Origin of the sequence: Chryseobacterium sp. D764 (assembly GCF_019317325.1) — a bacterium.
Lineage (GTDB): Bacteria > Bacteroidota > Bacteroidia > Flavobacteriales > Weeksellaceae > Chryseobacterium.
In genome coordinates, this window is sequence record NZ_CP079219.1 from 3,711,511 (window position 1) to 3,728,697 (window position 17,187).

The 17,187-nt window shown below is 35.7% G+C and carries 15 protein-coding genes; 8 read left to right on the plus strand and 7 right to left on the minus strand.

Annotation, left to right across the window (positions count from 1 at the left end):
• Positions 1-5: 5 nt before the first annotated feature.
• Complete coding sequence (gene rmuC / locus KYG33_RS16820; protein WP_180565039.1) at positions 6-1,511, minus strand: DNA recombination protein RmuC; 1,506 nt, start codon at positions 1,509-1,511, stop codon at positions 6-8.
• Between the two features lie 183 nt (positions 1,512-1,694).
• Between rmuC and KYG33_RS16825 the strand changes: the two genes are divergently transcribed.
• The 5 genes from KYG33_RS16825 (at position 1,695) to KYG33_RS16845 (ending at position 9,362) form a co-directional block, all read left to right on the plus strand.
• Positions 1,695-2,369 (plus strand): response regulator transcription factor, encoded by a 675-nt coding sequence (locus tag KYG33_RS16825; RefSeq protein WP_077413690.1) that lies wholly within the window; start codon positions 1,695-1,697, stop codon positions 2,367-2,369.
• A gap of 2 nt (positions 2,370-2,371) precedes the next feature.
• Complete coding sequence (locus KYG33_RS16830) at positions 2,372-3,733, plus strand: sensor histidine kinase (RefSeq protein ID WP_219072106.1); 1,362 nt, start codon at positions 2,372-2,374, stop codon at positions 3,731-3,733.
• Between the two features lie 137 nt (positions 3,734-3,870).
• Positions 3,871-5,145 (plus strand): TolC family protein, encoded by a 1,275-nt coding sequence (locus tag KYG33_RS16835; protein WP_180565041.1) that lies wholly within the window; start codon positions 3,871-3,873, stop codon positions 5,143-5,145.
• Between the two features lie 3 nt (positions 5,146-5,148).
• Positions 5,149-6,264 carry an efflux RND transporter periplasmic adaptor subunit gene (locus KYG33_RS16840; RefSeq protein ID WP_077413573.1) on the plus strand — a complete coding sequence of 372 codons (1,116 nt, stop codon included), beginning with the start codon at positions 5,149-5,151 and terminating at the stop codon, positions 6,262-6,264.
• Positions 6,264-9,362, plus strand: a complete 3,099-nt coding sequence (locus KYG33_RS16845) for an efflux RND transporter permease subunit (RefSeq protein WP_077413574.1) — start codon at positions 6,264-6,266, stop codon at positions 9,360-9,362. Before KYG33_RS16840 ends, KYG33_RS16845 begins: the two co-directional genes overlap by 1 nt.
• A 61-nt stretch (positions 9,363-9,423) precedes the next feature.
• On the opposite strand, the gene KYG33_RS16850 is transcribed toward KYG33_RS16845, so the two are convergent.
• A complete protein-coding gene (locus KYG33_RS16850) occupies positions 9,424-10,179 on the minus strand; it encodes a DUF5995 family protein (protein WP_077413575.1) in 756 nt (251 codons plus the stop codon).
• A 142-nt stretch (positions 10,180-10,321) separates the two neighbouring features.
• Between KYG33_RS16850 and KYG33_RS16855 the strand changes: the two genes are divergently transcribed.
• The gene (locus KYG33_RS16855) at positions 10,322-11,722 is read left to right on the plus strand and encodes an MAC/perforin domain-containing protein (RefSeq protein WP_077413576.1); all 1,401 of its coding nucleotides are present in this window, start codon (positions 10,322-10,324) and stop codon (positions 11,720-11,722) included.
• Between the two features lie 64 nt (positions 11,723-11,786).
• Here KYG33_RS16855 and KYG33_RS16860 read toward each other — a convergent pair whose 3' ends face one another.
• From KYG33_RS16860 to KYG33_RS16880, 5 genes are all read right to left on the minus strand, one after another.
• Positions 11,787-12,020: a hypothetical protein gene (locus KYG33_RS16860; protein WP_077413577.1), complete on the minus strand. Its 234-nt coding sequence runs from the start codon at positions 12,018-12,020 to the stop codon at positions 11,787-11,789.
• Between the two features lie 235 nt (positions 12,021-12,255).
• Entirely contained in the window at positions 12,256-13,230 is a 975-nt protein-coding gene (locus KYG33_RS16865) for a DUF6624 domain-containing protein (RefSeq protein WP_180565043.1), read from the minus strand.
• 233 nt (positions 13,231-13,463) lie between these two features.
• Positions 13,464-13,934: a YciI family protein gene (locus KYG33_RS16870; RefSeq protein ID WP_219072107.1), complete on the minus strand. Its 471-nt coding sequence runs from the start codon at positions 13,932-13,934 to the stop codon at positions 13,464-13,466.
• 127 nt (positions 13,935-14,061) lie between these two features.
• On the minus strand, positions 14,062-15,240 hold the full coding sequence (gene pncB, locus KYG33_RS16875; protein WP_077413579.1) for a nicotinate phosphoribosyltransferase: 1,179 nt from the start codon (positions 15,238-15,240) through the stop codon (positions 14,062-14,064).
• Between the two features lie 95 nt (positions 15,241-15,335).
• The gene (locus tag KYG33_RS16880) at positions 15,336-15,812 is read right to left on the minus strand and encodes a Dps family protein (RefSeq protein ID WP_077413580.1); all 477 of its coding nucleotides are present in this window, start codon (positions 15,810-15,812) and stop codon (positions 15,336-15,338) included.
• Positions 15,813-16,268: 456 nt separating this feature from the next.
• On the opposite strand from KYG33_RS16880, the gene rpsL reads away from it, so the two are divergent.
• Both rpsL and rpsG read left to right on the plus strand, forming a co-directional pair.
• Positions 16,269-16,682 carry a 30S ribosomal protein S12 gene (gene rpsL / locus KYG33_RS16885; RefSeq protein ID WP_002983146.1) on the plus strand — a complete coding sequence of 138 codons (414 nt, stop codon included), beginning with the start codon at positions 16,269-16,271 and terminating at the stop codon, positions 16,680-16,682.
• A gap of 23 nt (positions 16,683-16,705) precedes the next feature.
• Positions 16,706-17,182: a 30S ribosomal protein S7 gene (gene rpsG, locus KYG33_RS16890; protein ID WP_034694654.1), complete on the plus strand. Its 477-nt coding sequence runs from the start codon at positions 16,706-16,708 to the stop codon at positions 17,180-17,182.
• The last annotated feature ends 5 nt before the right edge of the window (positions 17,183-17,187 follow it).

Genomic DNA, 17,187 nt, shown 5'->3' on the forward strand with positions numbered 1-17,187 from the left:
ATCATTTAGCTTTCTGATGGTTCAATAAGGTTACTATTGTCTATAAGACTTTGAGGCAGATCTTTTTTATTTTTAATTCCTAATGACTTCAGCTTTTGAGTTTGAATCACAAGGTTGTCATTTCCGGTATGAAGCTGTTTGTAAGCATCATTGTATACATTTTTAGCCTGATCTAGGTTTCTGCCTACTTTTTCCAGATTATCCACAAAACCTACAAATTTATCATAAAGTCTGGCTCCGCGTTCTGCAATTTCTACGGAATTTCGGTTTTGATATTCACGTTTCCAAAGATCAGCAATCAGTTTAAGGGAAGTAATCAGGTTACTTGGATTAAGCAAAAGAATTCTTCTTTCATAGGCATAGTTCCAAAGGTTCTGATCTGCCTGCATGGCTGCAATATAAGCGGGTTCACTAGGAATAAACATCATCACGAAATCCAGTGATTTTCCGTAATCATCATATGCTTTCTGGCTTAGCTGTGTGATATGGTTTTTGATAGATCCAAGGTGTTGGCTAAGTTTTATAGCGTAAACATCAGCGTCGGTTTCATCTACCAATTCTGTAAAAGCAGTTAAAGATACTTTAGAATCAATGATGACATTTCTTTCATCCGGATATTTTACAACGGCATCAGGACGCATTTTCTTTCCTGAGAATTCTGAGAATAAAGCTTTATTGTCTTCATCCCGTAATTCATGTTCCAGAAAATATTCTCTTCCTTTTACCAATCCAGATTTTTCAAGGATACTTTCAAGAATCATTTCGCCCCAATTTCCCTGGGTTTTACTTTCCCCTTTCAGTGCACGGGTCAGTTTTTTGGCATCTTCGGAAATCTGCTGGTTCAGTTCTGCCAGTTCTTTCACTTTTTCAGCAAGGGAGAAGCGTTCTTTATTTTCCTTTTCATAGGCTTCGTTGACTTTGTTTTTTAAATCAGCAATTTTTTCCTGAAAAGGCTCAAGGATATTTTTTAAGTTATTTTGATTTAAAGTGGTAAACTTTTCTGTCTTTTCTTCTAAAATTTTATTGGCAAGGTTTTCAAACTGAAGTTTGGAGTCTTCCTGGATCTTAATAATTTCTTCTTTCTGGGTATCAAGCGATTGTTGAAGACCTTCATTTTTTGCAGAAAGTTCAGAATTTTTAGCAAAAAGAGTCTGCTTTTCAAGAATGTGGGTTTCTATCTGAGAATTCTGTCTTTGATTGATTTGCTTTAATTCCTGGAACTGAATGTTTAAAGAAGAATATTCGGCGGAGATTTTAGAAAATTCATTTTTCAGGTCATCCAGAAGATCCTGTTGCTGCATATTGGCTTCTTTCTCTTTGCTGATATTCTGATGAAGTTCCTGAATCTTCAGGTTTGAATTTTCAAGATCAGACTGCGTTTTTATAGATAAGGTGTTCAGCGAGTCATAAGAGCTTCTTGAAACCATTGACGATTTCAGTGCAAAATATAATATAACCGCGCCAAGTACACCACCGGCAATCAACCCAATAATTAAGTATATCATCTCCATCTTCCAAAATTATGAAAAAAGGCCGGAAGCTGTATGGACAATAATAGTTGTTTGTTCTACTATTTTTAAAGAGAAATAAAATGATTAGCTATTGTTTGATAGATGTTCATTACTTCACTCTTCTTTCTTCCCACTTTCTTTCTTAATAAGAATACCTATATTTATAGGAAATTTCAGAGAATTATGAATATTTTGTTGGTAGAAGATGATCAAAGAATCAGCAATTTCCTGATTAAAGGCCTTTCTGAGGCTGGGTACAATCTCACTCTTGCAGATTCCGGGGAAAAAGCGCGTGAACTTCTTCATACCTATGATTTTGATCTTATTTTAATGGACATCATGCTTCCAGGATTGGATGGGATGCAGCTTACACAAATTATTAGATTTAAAGGAAACTATACTCCGATTCTTGTTTTAAGTGCATTGAACAGCCCGGATGATAAGATCAAAATGCTGGATATGGGCGCTGATGATTATTTATCGAAACCTTTTCATTTCGAAGAACTGATTTCAAGAATTAAAGCTTTAACCAGAAGGAATAAACTAAGCTATCAGAAAGAAGATCAATATTTGTCATGTGGAAATATCGTCATTGATACAGATCTTCACAAAGTAACACAGAACGATAAGGAAATAGAATTTTCGCCTACAGAATACAAGCTTTTTACTTTCCTGATGGAGAATAAAAATAAGGTGCTGAGCAGAACCCAGATTTTACATAAGGTATGGGGAATTGATTTTGATAATACAACGAATGTGGTAGATGTTTATATTTCCTATGTCCGTAACAAGATTGATGAAACAGAACAAAAAATTATTCATACAGTAAAAGGAACAGGATATTTGATCAAAGACTGAAAATGACTCTCAGAAACAGATTTACCCTTATTTCAAGCCTTTCATTCGGCATTGTTTCTATCATCACATCTGCGGTGATATTTTTTGCCTATTATGACAGTACTAAAATTTTTTATTTTGAAAAGCTTAGAAATACAGCTCTTATTTCTGCCATTTATTATCTTGAAAAAGATGAGCTTCCAAAAGATAGACATGCCCAAATAAAAAAAGAATACAATCATCTTATCCAGAATAACAGGGTGGCGGTCTACAATCAGAATAACGAAGTTACTTTTGGCCATAATGTGAACGATAAGAATATAAAGCTTTCCGATTTGCAGGCTGTACGGAATAATAAAGGAGTACAGTTTATGTCTGATAATCAATTCTACTATGGGATTTTTTATCCGGACAATCAGGGAGACTTTGTTGTTTTTGTAAAATCATCAAACGATTCTTTTCAATCACAGATATTGAGACTTGCTATTATTATGCTTTCTGTATTGGTTATTGGTTTGCTGGCAATTTATTTTCTGAGCCGGTATCTTTCAAAAGTGGTTTATAAACCTATTTCCAATGTTGTAGAGCGTATTAATAAAGTAGATTATAATAATATTTCTACGGCAATTACTTCTATGAATACTAATGATGAGATTGAAGATCTTATAAAATCATATAATAAACTATTTGGTAGAATTGCGGAAAATGTTCTCTTACAGCAGAACTTTATCAATTACGTTTCTCACGAATTTAAAACTCCTTTGGCTGCAATCTCCGGAAATCTGGAAGTCTTTGCCCAAAAAGACAGAACTCCGGAAGAGTATAGAGAAGTAGCGAAAGAATCATTGGAAAACGTATACGAGATTGAAAATATTCTCAACAATCTTTTGCTGATGTCCGGAATGACCAAACTTGAAGCCTCTCATCAACAAATGAGAGTGGATGAACTGATCTGGAAAATCTACGAGAAATTAGAACCGAAAGGAAAAGAAAACAATTCATCCATTAAAATACAGCTTCAGGTCGCAAAACCTGCTTTGCTGGAATTTCCGGGAAACGAAACTCTACTATATTTAGCACTGTATAATATCGTTGAAAATGCAATCAAGTATTCCTATGATAAACCGGTAGTGGTTGTATTATCAGAGAAAAATAATCAGTTATATATTGAGGTAAGAGATGAAGGGAGAGGAATTCCGTCAGATGATCTTATGAAAATAGCTGAGACCTTCTACAGAGGTAGAAATGTAGATACCGTAAAAGGCAGTGGAATTGGTTTATCCCTTTCGAAAAGTATCTTCGACCACCATCATATTGCAATGAAAATTGATTCTGTTGTCAATAAAGGCACATCGGTTACTCTTATATTTCCCGCTCACTCATAATCGTGGTATTTGTGAAATTATCCGTGTTTTAGAAAAGTTCTAATCAAACTCTAATGTTGAACTAACCGTATTTTAATTCTGTTTAAAATTCCCTCTAATATTAGACAAATAGCTTTGTAGTCTTAAAATAAGAGACCTTGAAGAAGCTATTTTTTACACTATTTTATATTCATTGTTTCAGTTTCTTTTCAGCACAGATTTCAGATACTCTGAAAATTGGAAGAAAGGAAGCTGAGACTATTTTTCTGGCTAAAAACCTCGACCTTATTGCACAGAAGCTTGAAATTTCACAAGCCGAAGCAAGAGCTGTTCAGGCTAAATACTGGCCTAATCCCAAATTAAGTATCAGCGAAGTGAATCTATGGAGAACCTATGATATTGAAGAACAGCCTGCGCTTATCGGAAACTGGGGAAAAAATACTCAGATTTCTGCTGAGATAGAACAGGTGATTCAGACTGCGGGTAAAAGACGGAAAAATATTGAACTGCAGAAAATAGAAGTGGAAGGAGAGAAGTACGAACTGCAGGAAGTGTTGCGTGAGCTTAAGAAAACACTCAGAAATACCATCACCGAAATTCTTTACAATCAGGAACAGCAGAAAATCTATCAGGGACAGATTGCTTCTATTGAGAAATTAACAAAATCCTATAACAATCAATTAACTCTTGGGAATATCAGTAAAGCTGAATATGTCCGTCTGAAAGCACAGGAAATTGAATTCAAGAAAAAACTGATTTCATTAAAACAGGAAATCGAAGAGCAGCAGGTAGAGCTGAAGGCTTTATTGATGCTGCCTTCTCAAACGTATCTGGTGATTTCAGATTCATTTGTGATGCCTGAAAAGCAACTTTCAGAACTGGAGGTGGCCCAATGGATGGAAAAAGCGAAAGAAAACCGTCCTGACATCATGATTTCAAAAAATAAGGAGAAACACGCCGCCAAAAATCTCGAAATTCAAAATGCTATGAAAACGCCGGATGTTGCTGTTTCTGTTGGATACGACCGTGGCGGAAATATTATGAAAGACTTTATAGGATTGGGTGTTTCTATGGATCTGCCCATTTTCGACCGTAACAAAGGGAATATTCAGGAAGCGAGGCTTGAAATTGAGAAAAGTAAACTTGAGACCCGCAAGAATATGCTGAGATCAGAGAATGAAATTGTCTCTGTTTTTAGAAACTATATCCGTACACAAAAGGTTTCAGAAGAGATCGATGAAAATTATGAATCCATATTGGATGGATTACTGGTAAGCCATGAGAAAAATTTCAGACTGAGAAATATCAGCATGTTGGAGTATATGGATTTTCTGGATACCTACATAGGGAACAAAATGATCATACTGGATACCAAAAAAGAACTTAATCAATACTACGAAAACCTGCAGTATGTTGTAGGACAAGACTTATAAGATATGAACAAAAATATTACCAAATACATTGCTGCGGCTTACCTGTCTGCCTTCATTATTTTTACAGGCTGTGCCGGAAAAGAAGAAAATAAAGAAGCTGAAAAAAGGTACTGCATCAGTAAAGAGCTGAAAAAAGGTATTAAACTCGTTAAAGCAGAAATGCTTCCTATAGAAGAAAGTATTACGCTCACCGGAGAAGTGGAGAGTAACTCGGATAAAACGGTTCCTTTTGTAAGTCTTGTAGACGGAGTAGTGATAGATACTTATTTTTCCCTTGGAGATTATGTAAAAAAAGGACAAACTCTGGCCAGTATAAAAAGTACAGCTGTCAACGAAATGCAGGATGATACCCAAACATTACAGGCTCAGCTTGCAGTAGCGAAAAGAAAGCTGTCTTCTGTAGAGGCCATGTATAAAGATGATATTGCTTCTCAGAAAGATTTACAGGAAGCAAAATCAGAAGTGGCCATCTTACAATCCAATATTTCCAAGACACAGAAAAATATGCAGCTTTATTCCGCAGGAGGAAATACCATTCAGATAAAAGCACCTGCGGATGGATATGTTATTTCAAAGAATGTTTCCAAAGGAATGCCGGTTACAACAGGAGGAGATCAGCTTTTTACGATTTCGAATCTGGATAAAGTGTGGGTAATGGCCAACGTGTATGCAACCAATATGAGACATGTTTATGTAGATCAGCCGGTAGTGGTAAAGACTCTTGCTTATCCGGACGACAGTTTCTCCGGAAAGATTGATAATATCTCTCAGGTTTTCAATGAAAACGAAAGGGTACTCAAGGCTAAAATCATTATGGATAATAATGGAATGAAGCTAAGACCGGGAATGTCTGCGGATGTTGTGTTACCAGTGAATTTACAAAACAAAAGTGCATTGGCTATTCCTGCGAAAGCTTTAATCTTTGATAATAACCAAAGCTATGTTGTGGTTTACAAAAAAGACTGTGAGCTAGAAATAAGACCGGTTGCGGAGATTGCTTCCAATAGCCAGTATATCTATGTAGAAGGCAATTTAAAACCAGGTGAAAATATTATTGCTTCCAACGGACTGCTGATTTATGAAAACCTGAAAAACCAATTAAATAATTCCACGAAGTAATGCGAAAATTTGTACAGAATATTGTATCCTTCTCTTTAAAAAACTCATTGATTGTTCTTTTGGGAACTTTTCTTTTGCTGGCCGGAGGAATCTATTCCTATATGCATACTCCTATTGAAGCATTTCCGGATGTTACCAATACCAGAGTAAGAGTTATTACCCAGTGGCCTGGAAGAAGTGCTGAAGAAATAGAAAAATTTGTCACACTTCCTATTTCCAAAGAAATGAATGCGATTCCGAACAAAACTTCGGTGCGTTCTATTTCCTTATTTGGATTGTCTGTGGTGACGGTTATTTTTGATGATCATGTCAATGATTTTTATGCCCAGCAATATGCTTCCAATAAACTCGGAAATGTAGAGCTTCCCACTGGAGCAGAATACAGCATTGAACCTCCCTCTGGTGCTACAGGTGAAATTTACAGATATATTATCAAAAGCAAACTTCCCATCAAAGAAGTGACAGCCATTCAGGACTGGGTGGTGGAAAGAGAATTACTGGCAGTTCCCGGTGTTGCTGATGTGGTAAGCTTTGGTGGAGAAGAAAAAACATATGAAATAAAAATTAATCCTACGGAATTACACAATTATGATCTTTCCCCCCTGGATGTGTATGAAGCGGTTTCCAAGAGTAATATTAATGTAGGAGGAGATGTAGTGGCAAAAGGAGATCAGGCTTATGTAGTGCGGGGGATTGGTCTTTTAGAGAAAAAAGAAGATATTGAGAATATTCAGATCGAAGTAAAAGGATCTACGCCCATTCTGGTAAAGCATGTGGCTGAAGTGAAAATTTCAGCAAAGCCAAGATTAGGTCAGGTAGGATATAACAAAGAAAATGATGTTGTAGAAGGAATTGTGATCATGCTTAGAGGTGAAAACCCAAGTGAAGTTATTGCAAGACTGAAAGACAGGATAGAAGAACTGAATGGGGGAGAACTTCCCGGTGATGTTCAGATTGTTCCGATCATTGACCGTACAGAATTGGTAAATACGACAGTTCATACCGTTTCCAAAAACCTTATTGAAGGAGTTATTCTGGTTTCTATCATCGTATTTATATTCCTTTACAACTGGAGAACAACCTTTATTGTAGCATCAGTAATTCCTTTGGCTTTCTTATTTGCCATTATTATGTTGAAAATTCAGGGATTGCCTGCCAACCTGATTTCCATGGGAGCTTTGGACTTCGGACTTCTGCTGGAAGGAACGCTCGTCATTGTTGAACATGTCTTTGTTGCTCTCGAACTTAAAGCTAAGAAGATAGGACTGAAGAGATTCAATAAAATTTCAAAACTTGGTATTATTAAGAAAAGTGCAGGAAGTGTAGCAAGTTATATTTTCTTCGCCCTATTGATTCTTATTGTTGCTCTGATGCCGATCTTCTCTTTCCAGAAAGTGGAAGGAAAAATGTTCTCTCCATTAGCATTTACATTGGGATATGCATTATTGGGATCTTTGATTTTAAGCTTGACTTATGTTCCGGCAATGTGTAAGCTTTTGTTAACGAAAAATATTGAAGAGAAAGAAAACTTTATCTCAAGATTCTTCAGAGTGAATATCTATAGAATTTACGAATTCAGCGACCGTTATAAAAAAGGATTCATCATTGGATTTGTTGCTTTACTTGCTGTCTGTGGATGGAGATTCTCCAATTATGGATCTGAATTTTTACCCAAGCTGAATGAAGGCGCAATCTATGTAAGAGCAACGCTTCCAAACAGTGTCAATCTGGATGAATCGGTACGGCTAACGAAAGAGATGAAAGGAATTCTTATGAAATATGATGAAGTGAAATTTGTCATGACCCAAACAGGCCGCCCGAACGATGGTACTGATCCCACAGGTTTCTTTAATATCGAATTTAATATTCAGCTAAAACCGGAGAATGAATGGAAGAAAAAAATATCCAAAGAAGAACTTCTTGAAGAAATGAGAGTTTCCCTTGAAAAATATCCGGGAATCAATTTCGGATTCAGCCAGCCTATTCAGGATAATGTGGAAGAATATGTAGCAGGAGTAAAAGCTCCGCTGGTAATTAAGATTTTCGGGAATGATCTTTTTGAACTTGAAAATTATGCCAATAAAGTTGCAAACTCTATCAGAACAGTTCCGGGAATATCTGATGTCAATGTTTTTAAAAATATTGGATTACCGGAATTGAGAATACAGCTTCATGATTCCAAAATGGCAAAATATGGAGTTTCCACAGCAGATGCGCAGGCCGTGATTGAAATGACAATCGGAGGACAGGCCGCTACCAAGTTTTATGAAGAAGAAAGAATGTTTGACGTAATGCTTAGGTTTGAAAAAGATTACAGGGATACGCCGGAAAAAATGGGAAATATTCTCATCCCGACTCAGGATAATAAGAAAGTACCGTTGAAAGAAATTGCAACAATTGATTATCATACCGGACCGTCATTTATTTACCGTGAAGGAAACAGCAGATATATCGGAGTTGGATTCAATATTGAAGGTCGTGACCTTGGAAGTACCATTAAAGAAGCCAAAGCTAAAGTAGATAAAGAAGTAAAACTTCCGAAAAATCATAAAATGACCTGGGCAGGAGAATTTGAAAGCAAAGAAAGAGCAGCAAAACAGCTGGCAATGGTAGTACCGATTTCTTTAGTTCTTATTCTGATGTTATTGTATTTCAACTTTGGGAACGTAAAAGATACGCTGATTTCTTCCATTACACTGGCATTTGCATTTATAGGAGGATTTTTATCCCTTTGGTTTACGGGAACCATCTTCGGAATTTCAGCGGGAATTGGTTTTATCATTCTTTTCGGAGTAGCAACCATAGATGGTATCGTTCTGATCGGCGTGATGAAAGAAAATCTGCAAAACAGGTTGTCTCTCAAAGAATCTATCGCAGAGGGAGTGAAAAGCAGAATCCGTCCGGTAGTAATGATCGCTCTGATGGGATCTATGGGACTTCTTCCGGCAGCAATGTCAAACGGGATGGGTTCCGAAATTCAGAAACCTTTAGCCATTATGATTGTTGGAGGACTGATTGTCTGTATGCTGCTGTCATTTACAATACTGCCAATTATTTTCCATTATGCTTATCGTAAAAAGCATAAGGAAGCAATATAGTTTCTTTTATTTTGTTCATTATGAGGCCGGAATCCGTGAGGAAGATCCCGGCCTTTTTTAGTTAAGAATTCTTTGTAGATTCTAAGATCTCAATATTTTTTACCACATCACTGCTTTCACATTTTTTAAATTCTTTTAAAAGGGAAGGAGTGAGGATCTTCGGGTTCAGAATTTGTGTAGCGACTTTAGCCGCCGCATAATCTACAATGCCGATCACAGATACTCTTAAGAAATTCGGAGTGTTGGATGCAATGACTGCCGTTGCCCAGGAAGTATCTCTTGCTTTGGAAATGGCAAAATCAAGTACAGCATTATCTTTCCCATTGGATAGTTTATCAATAAGATCTACAGGATAACAGATTTTGTTTAAAGAGTCCTGAACATTCTGATTAATGGAAGCAATGACATTATTAATATTTTCAAAATCTTTTTTCAAAGGATTTATCTTCCGGTAAGGCATTATGGAAGCTGCAGAAATACCAAGATCCAGATTGATGTGTGCATTCATTCCCAAAAATATATGCTGTAGAATCAACAGGTTTTTATTCTTGCTGGCTTCAAAGGCAATATACCATGAGTTGGTACATTTTTCTCCTTTGCTGTAGCTTTCCCATGCCTGAAGATATCTCTGTGCAAAAGCAAGGTCCAGTAATGTCATTCTGGGGTTGTCTTCAAATTTTTTCTGTTGAATACCTTTCAGAACCTGTGCGGTCATGATTCGATAGGTACAGGCGAAATATCCTGCAGGGCTATTATTTTCCTTGCACCAGATAATGATTTCATCCAGCTTTTTAAGAACTTCCTCAATAGTTTTCATGATGTTTTTTTGTTTAAAGATATCGAGAAATACATTATTACAGTATAATTGACCTATTGTTTTAATTAATTCCCTTATTTATGATTTATATCATTCTGGCTTTGGATGCAAAGAATTAAGTTTGCAGACTTAAAATAAAAATATGAAAAAACTAAGTTTCTTTTTTGCCAGTATTATATTACTGTTTGCAGCTTCTTGCTCTACTGATGAGCTTGAAAATCCTAACCTAAATGAAAACTCAAAAAAAAATTCAGGGAGAAATTTCGCTAAAAGCGCTGGTGATGGTATCTATGATGTCTTAGGGTATGGTTATAATGCCACTGGGGAATATGCTAATTCTAACTCGTCAGGATATCAGGTGATTGATATTGAGAGATTTAAAAATGAACAGGCGGGTAGATTGATCACTGATAATGTATTTTCTCAGGAATATCTTGAAGAATATGGGGAAAACGCAGAAGCTTATTCAAAAATGGTCTCTACAAAAGTGGGAGCTTCAGCTGGGTTCTCTTTATTTAAAAAACTTATTTCGGTTACTTTTAGTTCTGCGGTTAGCAACACTACTACTAATAAATTTGATGCTAAATATATTTATGGTAGTTATAATCTTTTAATTAAACAAAGAAGATTTAGATTTAATGCTACCCCTGTCTTATTATCTGATTATTTGACACCGGAGTTTTCTAGCGATTTACAGTCCAATAGCCCTGCGCAAATTGTAAACGATTATGGAACCCACGTTGCAATTGATATTTATACAGGGGCTAAGTTAGATGTTATGTTTCAATCTGAAACCACTAATCAAAGCCGTGAAAAAGCAGCCAGAGTTGGAGTTAAAGTTGGAGTAAAGAGTATTTTTGATGCCAATGTTGATAATGACATAGATACTTCAGAATCAAGTAAAAACTTTTCTAGAAAATTATCCTTTAAAACCAGAGGGGGAGATCCATCGAAGAGTTTGGTGGGAGAGCTAAACCTTGACCAGGCAAATCCTAAAATTAATATTTCCAGCTGGCAGAACAGTTCCACACCAACTAATGCTGTGTTGGTAGAATTTGGGAGTAATGGTTTGATACCTCTTTATGAATTGGTTAAAGATCCTGTGAAGAAAGCTCAATTAAAATCTTATATAGATCAATATTTAATTGATAATCAGGTGAGGCTGGATTATACAAATACTGCAAATCTTGTGAATGGTAATTTTGTTAGAAATCCTGCTACCAACCAGATATTTTTTATGTTTGAAAATAAACTGAGATATATCCAGAGCCCTATGACACTTTATGGATTATTTAATATTACGAGTGGTGAAATCGCTACTGTGAGTCCAAGTAATTTGTCAACAGTAGAACGTGGGGCTGATTTAACACCTGATAATGATCTTAAACAGGATAATTTTACCAATAAGATATATATGAGAGAAGGTAATATCTTAAGATATATTCCAAATATTGGTATTTATAATAAATATAGATTTAATAATAATGCGGTTAAAAAAATAAATGGTACAAATGGCTATATAATCGGTAGCGATATTTTTTAATTAAAATTATAATTGTAAAAAAGAGACTGTCTTTGTGACAGTCTCTTTTTATTTATTGTTCAGATTATGGAGTGATTATAATCGGATCCGGAAAAGGTTCAAGAACCAGTGGTTTGCACATTGCTGCCGGTTGACAGGTTCCTCCCATGCATATAAAATTCGTCATTGTGGTGGTGCCGTCAGGACATCTGATCATGCCTTCACCGTGGCATCCTCCGGGACATTCTGCCGGATAAAGAGTTCCTCCAAATACATCTTTCAAATCTGTTCTTAAAAGTTTTGTTAAGTTCTTTTTCATGGTTTAATTTTTTTTGTTTAGTAAATTAATTTATTCTTAACACTCTTATAATTAAATAAGTAGGGTTAAAAATATTAAACTAAAATAGTAAATTAATCTATGATAATTGAATTAATTTATGATAAATGTTAAAATGAAGGTTAGATTTTTCTAAAATGGCAAATAAGTTTAAAATAGAAGAATGTCAATTAGATTTGAAATCTAGCTATGAATAGTATTGTGATGTTATTTCTGTTTATTTGTACTTTGTTTTTGCCTCCAGTTTAGGTAAGTCTTTTTTATATTGTTCAGGATCCCATTTCATTTGCCAATTCTTTATATACTCAGCCAATGGAGGAAGTCCAACATCTGCGCGTCTTTTATCTACATTTTCAGGATCTTCTAGTGGGGATACATAATATACTTGTGTTTCAGGATCACGTCCGATCTGGCTGCCATAAATTTGTCTTTTACCTTGTCTCAGGGCCACCCTGTCTTCGAGAAGGGCCAAACTGCTGCTTTGTGCTTTACCATTTTTTACAGCATCTCTCATCATGGGTAAATACTTTTCCTGTGTTGCCTGATCTGCATGTTGGATAACAAGAAATAATGTAACGCTTCCCTGTCCGCCCACAACATCAGGACCCACCCAGCCATATTTATCAAGAATGGCTTTTACCTCAATAAGATTTAGTGAATCTTTTTTATTGATAAGCTGCCAGTGCTCGTCCATTTCTTTTGAGTTTCCACCGTATTTTTTTTCAATACCATCGATTTGTTTTCTGTACTTTTGGTCTTCATTATAAATGTCACCAAGCTTTGCGACCAAGGGTTTATTCAAATTTGCTTCTGCTTTCTCCTGATTCTGTTTGATTTTTTCGATGAGAGGCTTCCATCGTTTATCACTATGTAAAGAGCTAAGGTCTGTATCCGTTGTTATATGGTTATAATTACTGAATTTTACTGCAATCCTTTCAAGTTGGGAAAATGCACTGTCTGGCCCTGATGCCATTGCCCAAGAGCATGCTGCATTGTACCTGTCATTTAGAGATGCTTTCCAGCCGTTAGATTTAAATGCTTCAGAATAGTTGCTGGCAGAGTTTTTGAAATCCTTGGCATGGTAAAGTGATTCAGCCGTTTTTACTTTATCGGTGTATTCTTTGGGAACAGTTTGCCCGAAGAGTAGTTTTGTTGATGCTAAAAACAGCAAAACGAATAGTCTTATTTTCATGGGTATTATTTTTTTTGAGTTTGGTGGTATCTGGTTCTGTTGGAAGAAGTATTGAAATAGTTATTTTTTTCCACTCATCTTTAATGATTTTTACATCCTCACTTTCTTCTTTGCTAAAGCCTTTCTTTTTTTCTTAGTGTGCGATGTTTTTCTTTTGAATAATCAGTCTTTTTACAAAAATGTGAATTTAAATTTAATTCTTCAAGATTTTCAATGTGCTTTTTAAGATAATATCACGGGTTTTCTTTTGAAACTTCATCATGATGTTTAAGATACAATGGTAGAGCAGCAGATCCATACCAAGGAAAGATTTCATAACTGAAAACTCCAGCCTGAACTGCAGGGTCTGTTTTTACCCATTCCTCAGCTTCTTCCTTTGACTTGGTGTTGAAGATAAACATACCACGGTAGTTTTCTTTATTCCTTTCAAGGAAAGGACCGGCAACTACAATTTTGCCCTCATCTGCCAGTTTCCCGATATTGGCCATATGACCTTTCATGAGTTCGCTCATTTTGGCTTTGTCTTCAATTTTAGTATCGCCAGTTGTCAGCATGACAATCGTATAAGGTTTCATCCCGTATTTATCAGCTCCCAGTGATGTGGCCAATTCCTGATTGTACTTAAGTTTTTCTGCTTTCTTTTCCTGTGCAAAAGATAATGCTGATATGAGGAGGCATGCAGTTAGTAATGTTCTTGATTTCATCTTGTTTTATTTTGATAAATATAATAAAAACCTTAAAGATTTCTGAGAGCTGAATTTCAAAAATGATATGATACAAAAAAACCTCGATGGTTACGAGGTTATATCTAATAGTTCTGATGAAGTTATATTAATCTTTTATTCTTAAAAACTCTTTAGCCAATTCAATCATCTTAGGATCGCCTGTGTATTTACCATGTTCATCAGAAAGCTTTACTGTTGGAATCCATTCTTTGTTAGGAGCCTGTACACCGATGAGCTTCATCACGATGTTCATTGGTTTCAATCCAACATCATTCGTAAGGTTGGTCCCAATTCCGAATGAGATACCAATTTTCCCTCTGCAGTAATTGGTGATTTCCTCTACTTTTTCAAGATTTAATGCATCTGAAAAAATAATGTATTTAAACATAGGATTAATGCCATTTCTTTGATAATGGGCAATGGTTTTATCTGCAAATTCTAATGCATCCCCGCTGTCGTGGCGTACACCGTCAAAAAGTTTTGCGAATTTTTTGTCAAACTGCTGGAAGAAAACATCTGTGGTATATGTATCAGACAAGGCAACTCCAAGATCACCTCTGTAAACATCTACCCAATGTTCCAAAGCCATTTCATTGGCCATTTTGAATCCATATTCAGCAGCATGGAACATAAACCATTCATGGGCATGGGTTCCGATGGGTTTTACACCATACTTCATAGCAAAATGAACGTTTGAACTTCCGATGAAAGTTGATTCTCTTTTTTGAGTTAATGCTTCCATCACCAGGTTCTGTACCTTATAAGAATGTCTTCTTCTTGTTCCAAATTCTGCAAAGGTTACTCCAAGTCTGCCTAATGAGTCTGCTTTTTCTATCGTTTTGCTCATCACCACTTCATTGGAATCTCTTTCCATATGGTTCATTTCATAATGCAGCTCACTGATCAAGGCCAGTAAAGGAACTTCCCAGAGAATTGTTCTGTACCAAAGCCCTTCTACAACAACGGAAAGGTCTCCTCCTTCCTGATGTATTTTCACTTCAGAAGGATCATAATGGTATCCTTCCAGGAAATCCAGATAAGGAAGATCAATATAAGGACATGTTCTTGCCATGAACTTTTTCTCGTCTTTCGTAAGTTTCAGTTCAGCCATTTTATTAACGGCTTCCCTTAACGCAACATCAAATCCTTCCGGAAAGTGGTGTTTTCCCCTGTTGATAAATTCATATTTTACAATAGAACTTGGGAATAGTTTTACCACTGCATTCTGCATGGTTATTTTATAAAAATCATTATCTAGGATAGAGTTCAGTCTTACGTCGTTCATAATATGTGTAATTTTAACGCAAATATAAAAATAAAAAATAAAATCGCCTAAATGTAAGGCGATTTTTTTGAAATATTTCAATACATTTTATGGAGTTATTTTCCAAGATAAGAATTGTACATCCAAACTTCTTTCTCCTGTTCAGTAATATAATCGCTCATTTGCGAATTGGTACCTTCATCTCCTGCTTCATCCGTAATATCTAAAAGTTCTCTCTGCAGATCAATGACTACTTTGAAAGAACTTAGAATCTGCTCAACACTTTTGATGCCATCAGTTACTTCTTTGCTTTCTTTAATGGTTGATACCTTTAGATAATCTGAGTAATTGTGTGCAGGAGTAGCTCCCAATGTCAGGATTCTTTCTGCAATTTCATCAATCTTTAAAACAAGACTGTTGTACAGTTCCTCAAATTTTGGATGAAGGGTAAAAAACTGTTCTCCTTTGATGTTCCAGTGAGAACCTCTTGTATTCTGATAAAATACAGAATAATTGGCTAACAGTACATTTAATTTTTCTGAGATTTTTTTACAATCGGCTTCTTTAAGGCCAATGATACTAGCATTTTTCATATGTATATATTTATTTTTTTAAGATTAGATACAATCACCGGTTTCAGTTGAGTATACTGTAAGCTCCATTAAGGTGATAGATGTGTTTATCATTTTGTATACTCCAAATTTACGAAATATCATGCCGAACTCCCTTGAATATTAATAGATGATAACTATACGAAAGTTTTTTAAAATAGTTTGGATACATCAGATGAGGTGTTCCGGGTTTTGTTTTAAATGAAGAATTGTATGGTTATCTTTATAACATAAATTTCATAATTATTTAATACTCATTTTTTCAGCTGAGAAATTTATATTTTCTGTTCCTTTTCCTTATGTATATTATGGTTCTCTGATTGTCATGGAGAAACATGTTCAATTTCTGATGTAAGTATTTGATTTTAATTTTTATATAAGTGTTTGCAGATTAAAAAAATATTACTATTTTTGCACCCTAAAATAAAAAGCAATTAAATGCCTACTATTCAACAATTAGTAAGAAAAGGAAGAGCCACGCTTGCCAAGAAGAGCAAATCGGCTGCCCTTGATTCTTGTCCACAAAGACGTGGTGTATGTACGAGAGTATATACAACTACACCTAAGAAACCTAACTCTGCACTTAGAAAAGTAGCAAGGGTAAGACTTTCTAACGGTAAAGAAGTGAATGCCTATATCCCGGGCGAAGGACATAATCTACAGGAGCACTCGATAGTATTGGTTAGAGGCGGAAGGGTGAAAGACCTACCGGGAGTACGTTACCACATCGTAAGAGGTGCATTAGACACAGCTGGTGTAAATGGAAGAACTCAGAGAAGATCTAAGTACGGAGCTAAGAGACCTAAACCAGGACAAGCAGCTGCTGCTCCTGCAAAAGGAAAGAAAAAATAATCATTAAATAAGGTACAAAAGCAATGAGAAAGACAAAAGCGAAAAAAAGACCGTTGTTACCAGATCCGAAATTTAATGATCAATTGGTAACGAGATTCGTAAACAACTTAATGCTTGACGGTAAGAAGTCAATCGCATTCAAAATTTTCTATGATGCATTAGAGATCGTAGAAACTAAAAAAGGAGATAACGAAAAAACTGCACTTGAAATCTGGAAAGATGCACTTACAAATGTAATGCCTCACGTAGAAGTACGTTCTAGAAGAGTAGGTGGAGCTAACTTCCAAATCCCTATGCCAATCAGAGCTGATAGAAAAATTTCTATGGCAATGAAATGGTTAATCAAATATTCTAAAGCTAGAAATGATAAGTCTATGGCTTTGAAATTAGCTAATGAAGTTGTAGCAGCTTCTAGAGAAGAAGGTGCAGCTTTCAAAAAGAAATCTGATACTCACAAAATGGCGGAAGCTAACAAGGCTTTCTCACACTTCAAATTCTAATCTGA

Bases quoted from the DNA above. Each gene is read 5' to 3' on its own strand.
- rmuC (WP_180565039.1), bottom strand. From the start codon at position 1,511: ATGGAGATGATATACTTAATTATTGGGTTGATTGCCGGTGGTGTACTT.
- KYG33_RS16825 (WP_077413690.1), top strand. From the start codon at position 1,695: ATGAATATTTTGTTGGTAGAAGATGATCAAAGAATCAGCAATTTCCTG.
- KYG33_RS16830 (WP_219072106.1), top strand. From the start codon at position 2,372: ATGACTCTCAGAAACAGATTTACCCTTATTTCAAGCCTTTCATTCGGC.
- KYG33_RS16840 (WP_077413573.1), top strand. From the start codon at position 5,149: ATGAACAAAAATATTACCAAATACATTGCTGCGGCTTACCTGTCTGCC.
- KYG33_RS16845 (WP_077413574.1), top strand. From the start codon at position 6,264: ATGCGAAAATTTGTACAGAATATTGTATCCTTCTCTTTAAAAAACTCA.
- KYG33_RS16850 (WP_077413575.1), bottom strand. From the start codon at position 10,179: ATGAAAACTATTGAGGAAGTTCTTAAAAAGCTGGATGAAATCATTATC.
- KYG33_RS16855 (WP_077413576.1), top strand. From the start codon at position 10,322: ATGAAAAAACTAAGTTTCTTTTTTGCCAGTATTATATTACTGTTTGCA.
- KYG33_RS16860 (WP_077413577.1), bottom strand. From the start codon at position 12,020: ATGAAAAAGAACTTAACAAAACTTTTAAGAACAGATTTGAAAGATGTA.
- KYG33_RS16865 (WP_180565043.1), bottom strand. From the start codon at position 13,230: ATGAAAATAAGACTATTCGTTTTGCTGTTTTTAGCATCAACAAAACTA.
- KYG33_RS16870 (WP_219072107.1), bottom strand. From the start codon at position 13,934: ATGAAATCAAGAACATTACTAACTGCATGCCTCCTCATATCAGCATTA.
- pncB (WP_077413579.1), bottom strand. From the start codon at position 15,240: ATGAACGACGTAAGACTGAACTCTATCCTAGATAATGATTTTTATAAA.
- KYG33_RS16880 (WP_077413580.1), bottom strand. From the start codon at position 15,812: ATGAAAAATGCTAGTATCATTGGCCTTAAAGAAGCCGATTGTAAAAAA.
- rpsL (WP_002983146.1), top strand. From the start codon at position 16,269: ATGCCTACTATTCAACAATTAGTAAGAAAAGGAAGAGCCACGCTTGCC.
- rpsG (WP_034694654.1), top strand. From the start codon at position 16,706: ATGAGAAAGACAAAAGCGAAAAAAAGACCGTTGTTACCAGATCCGAAA.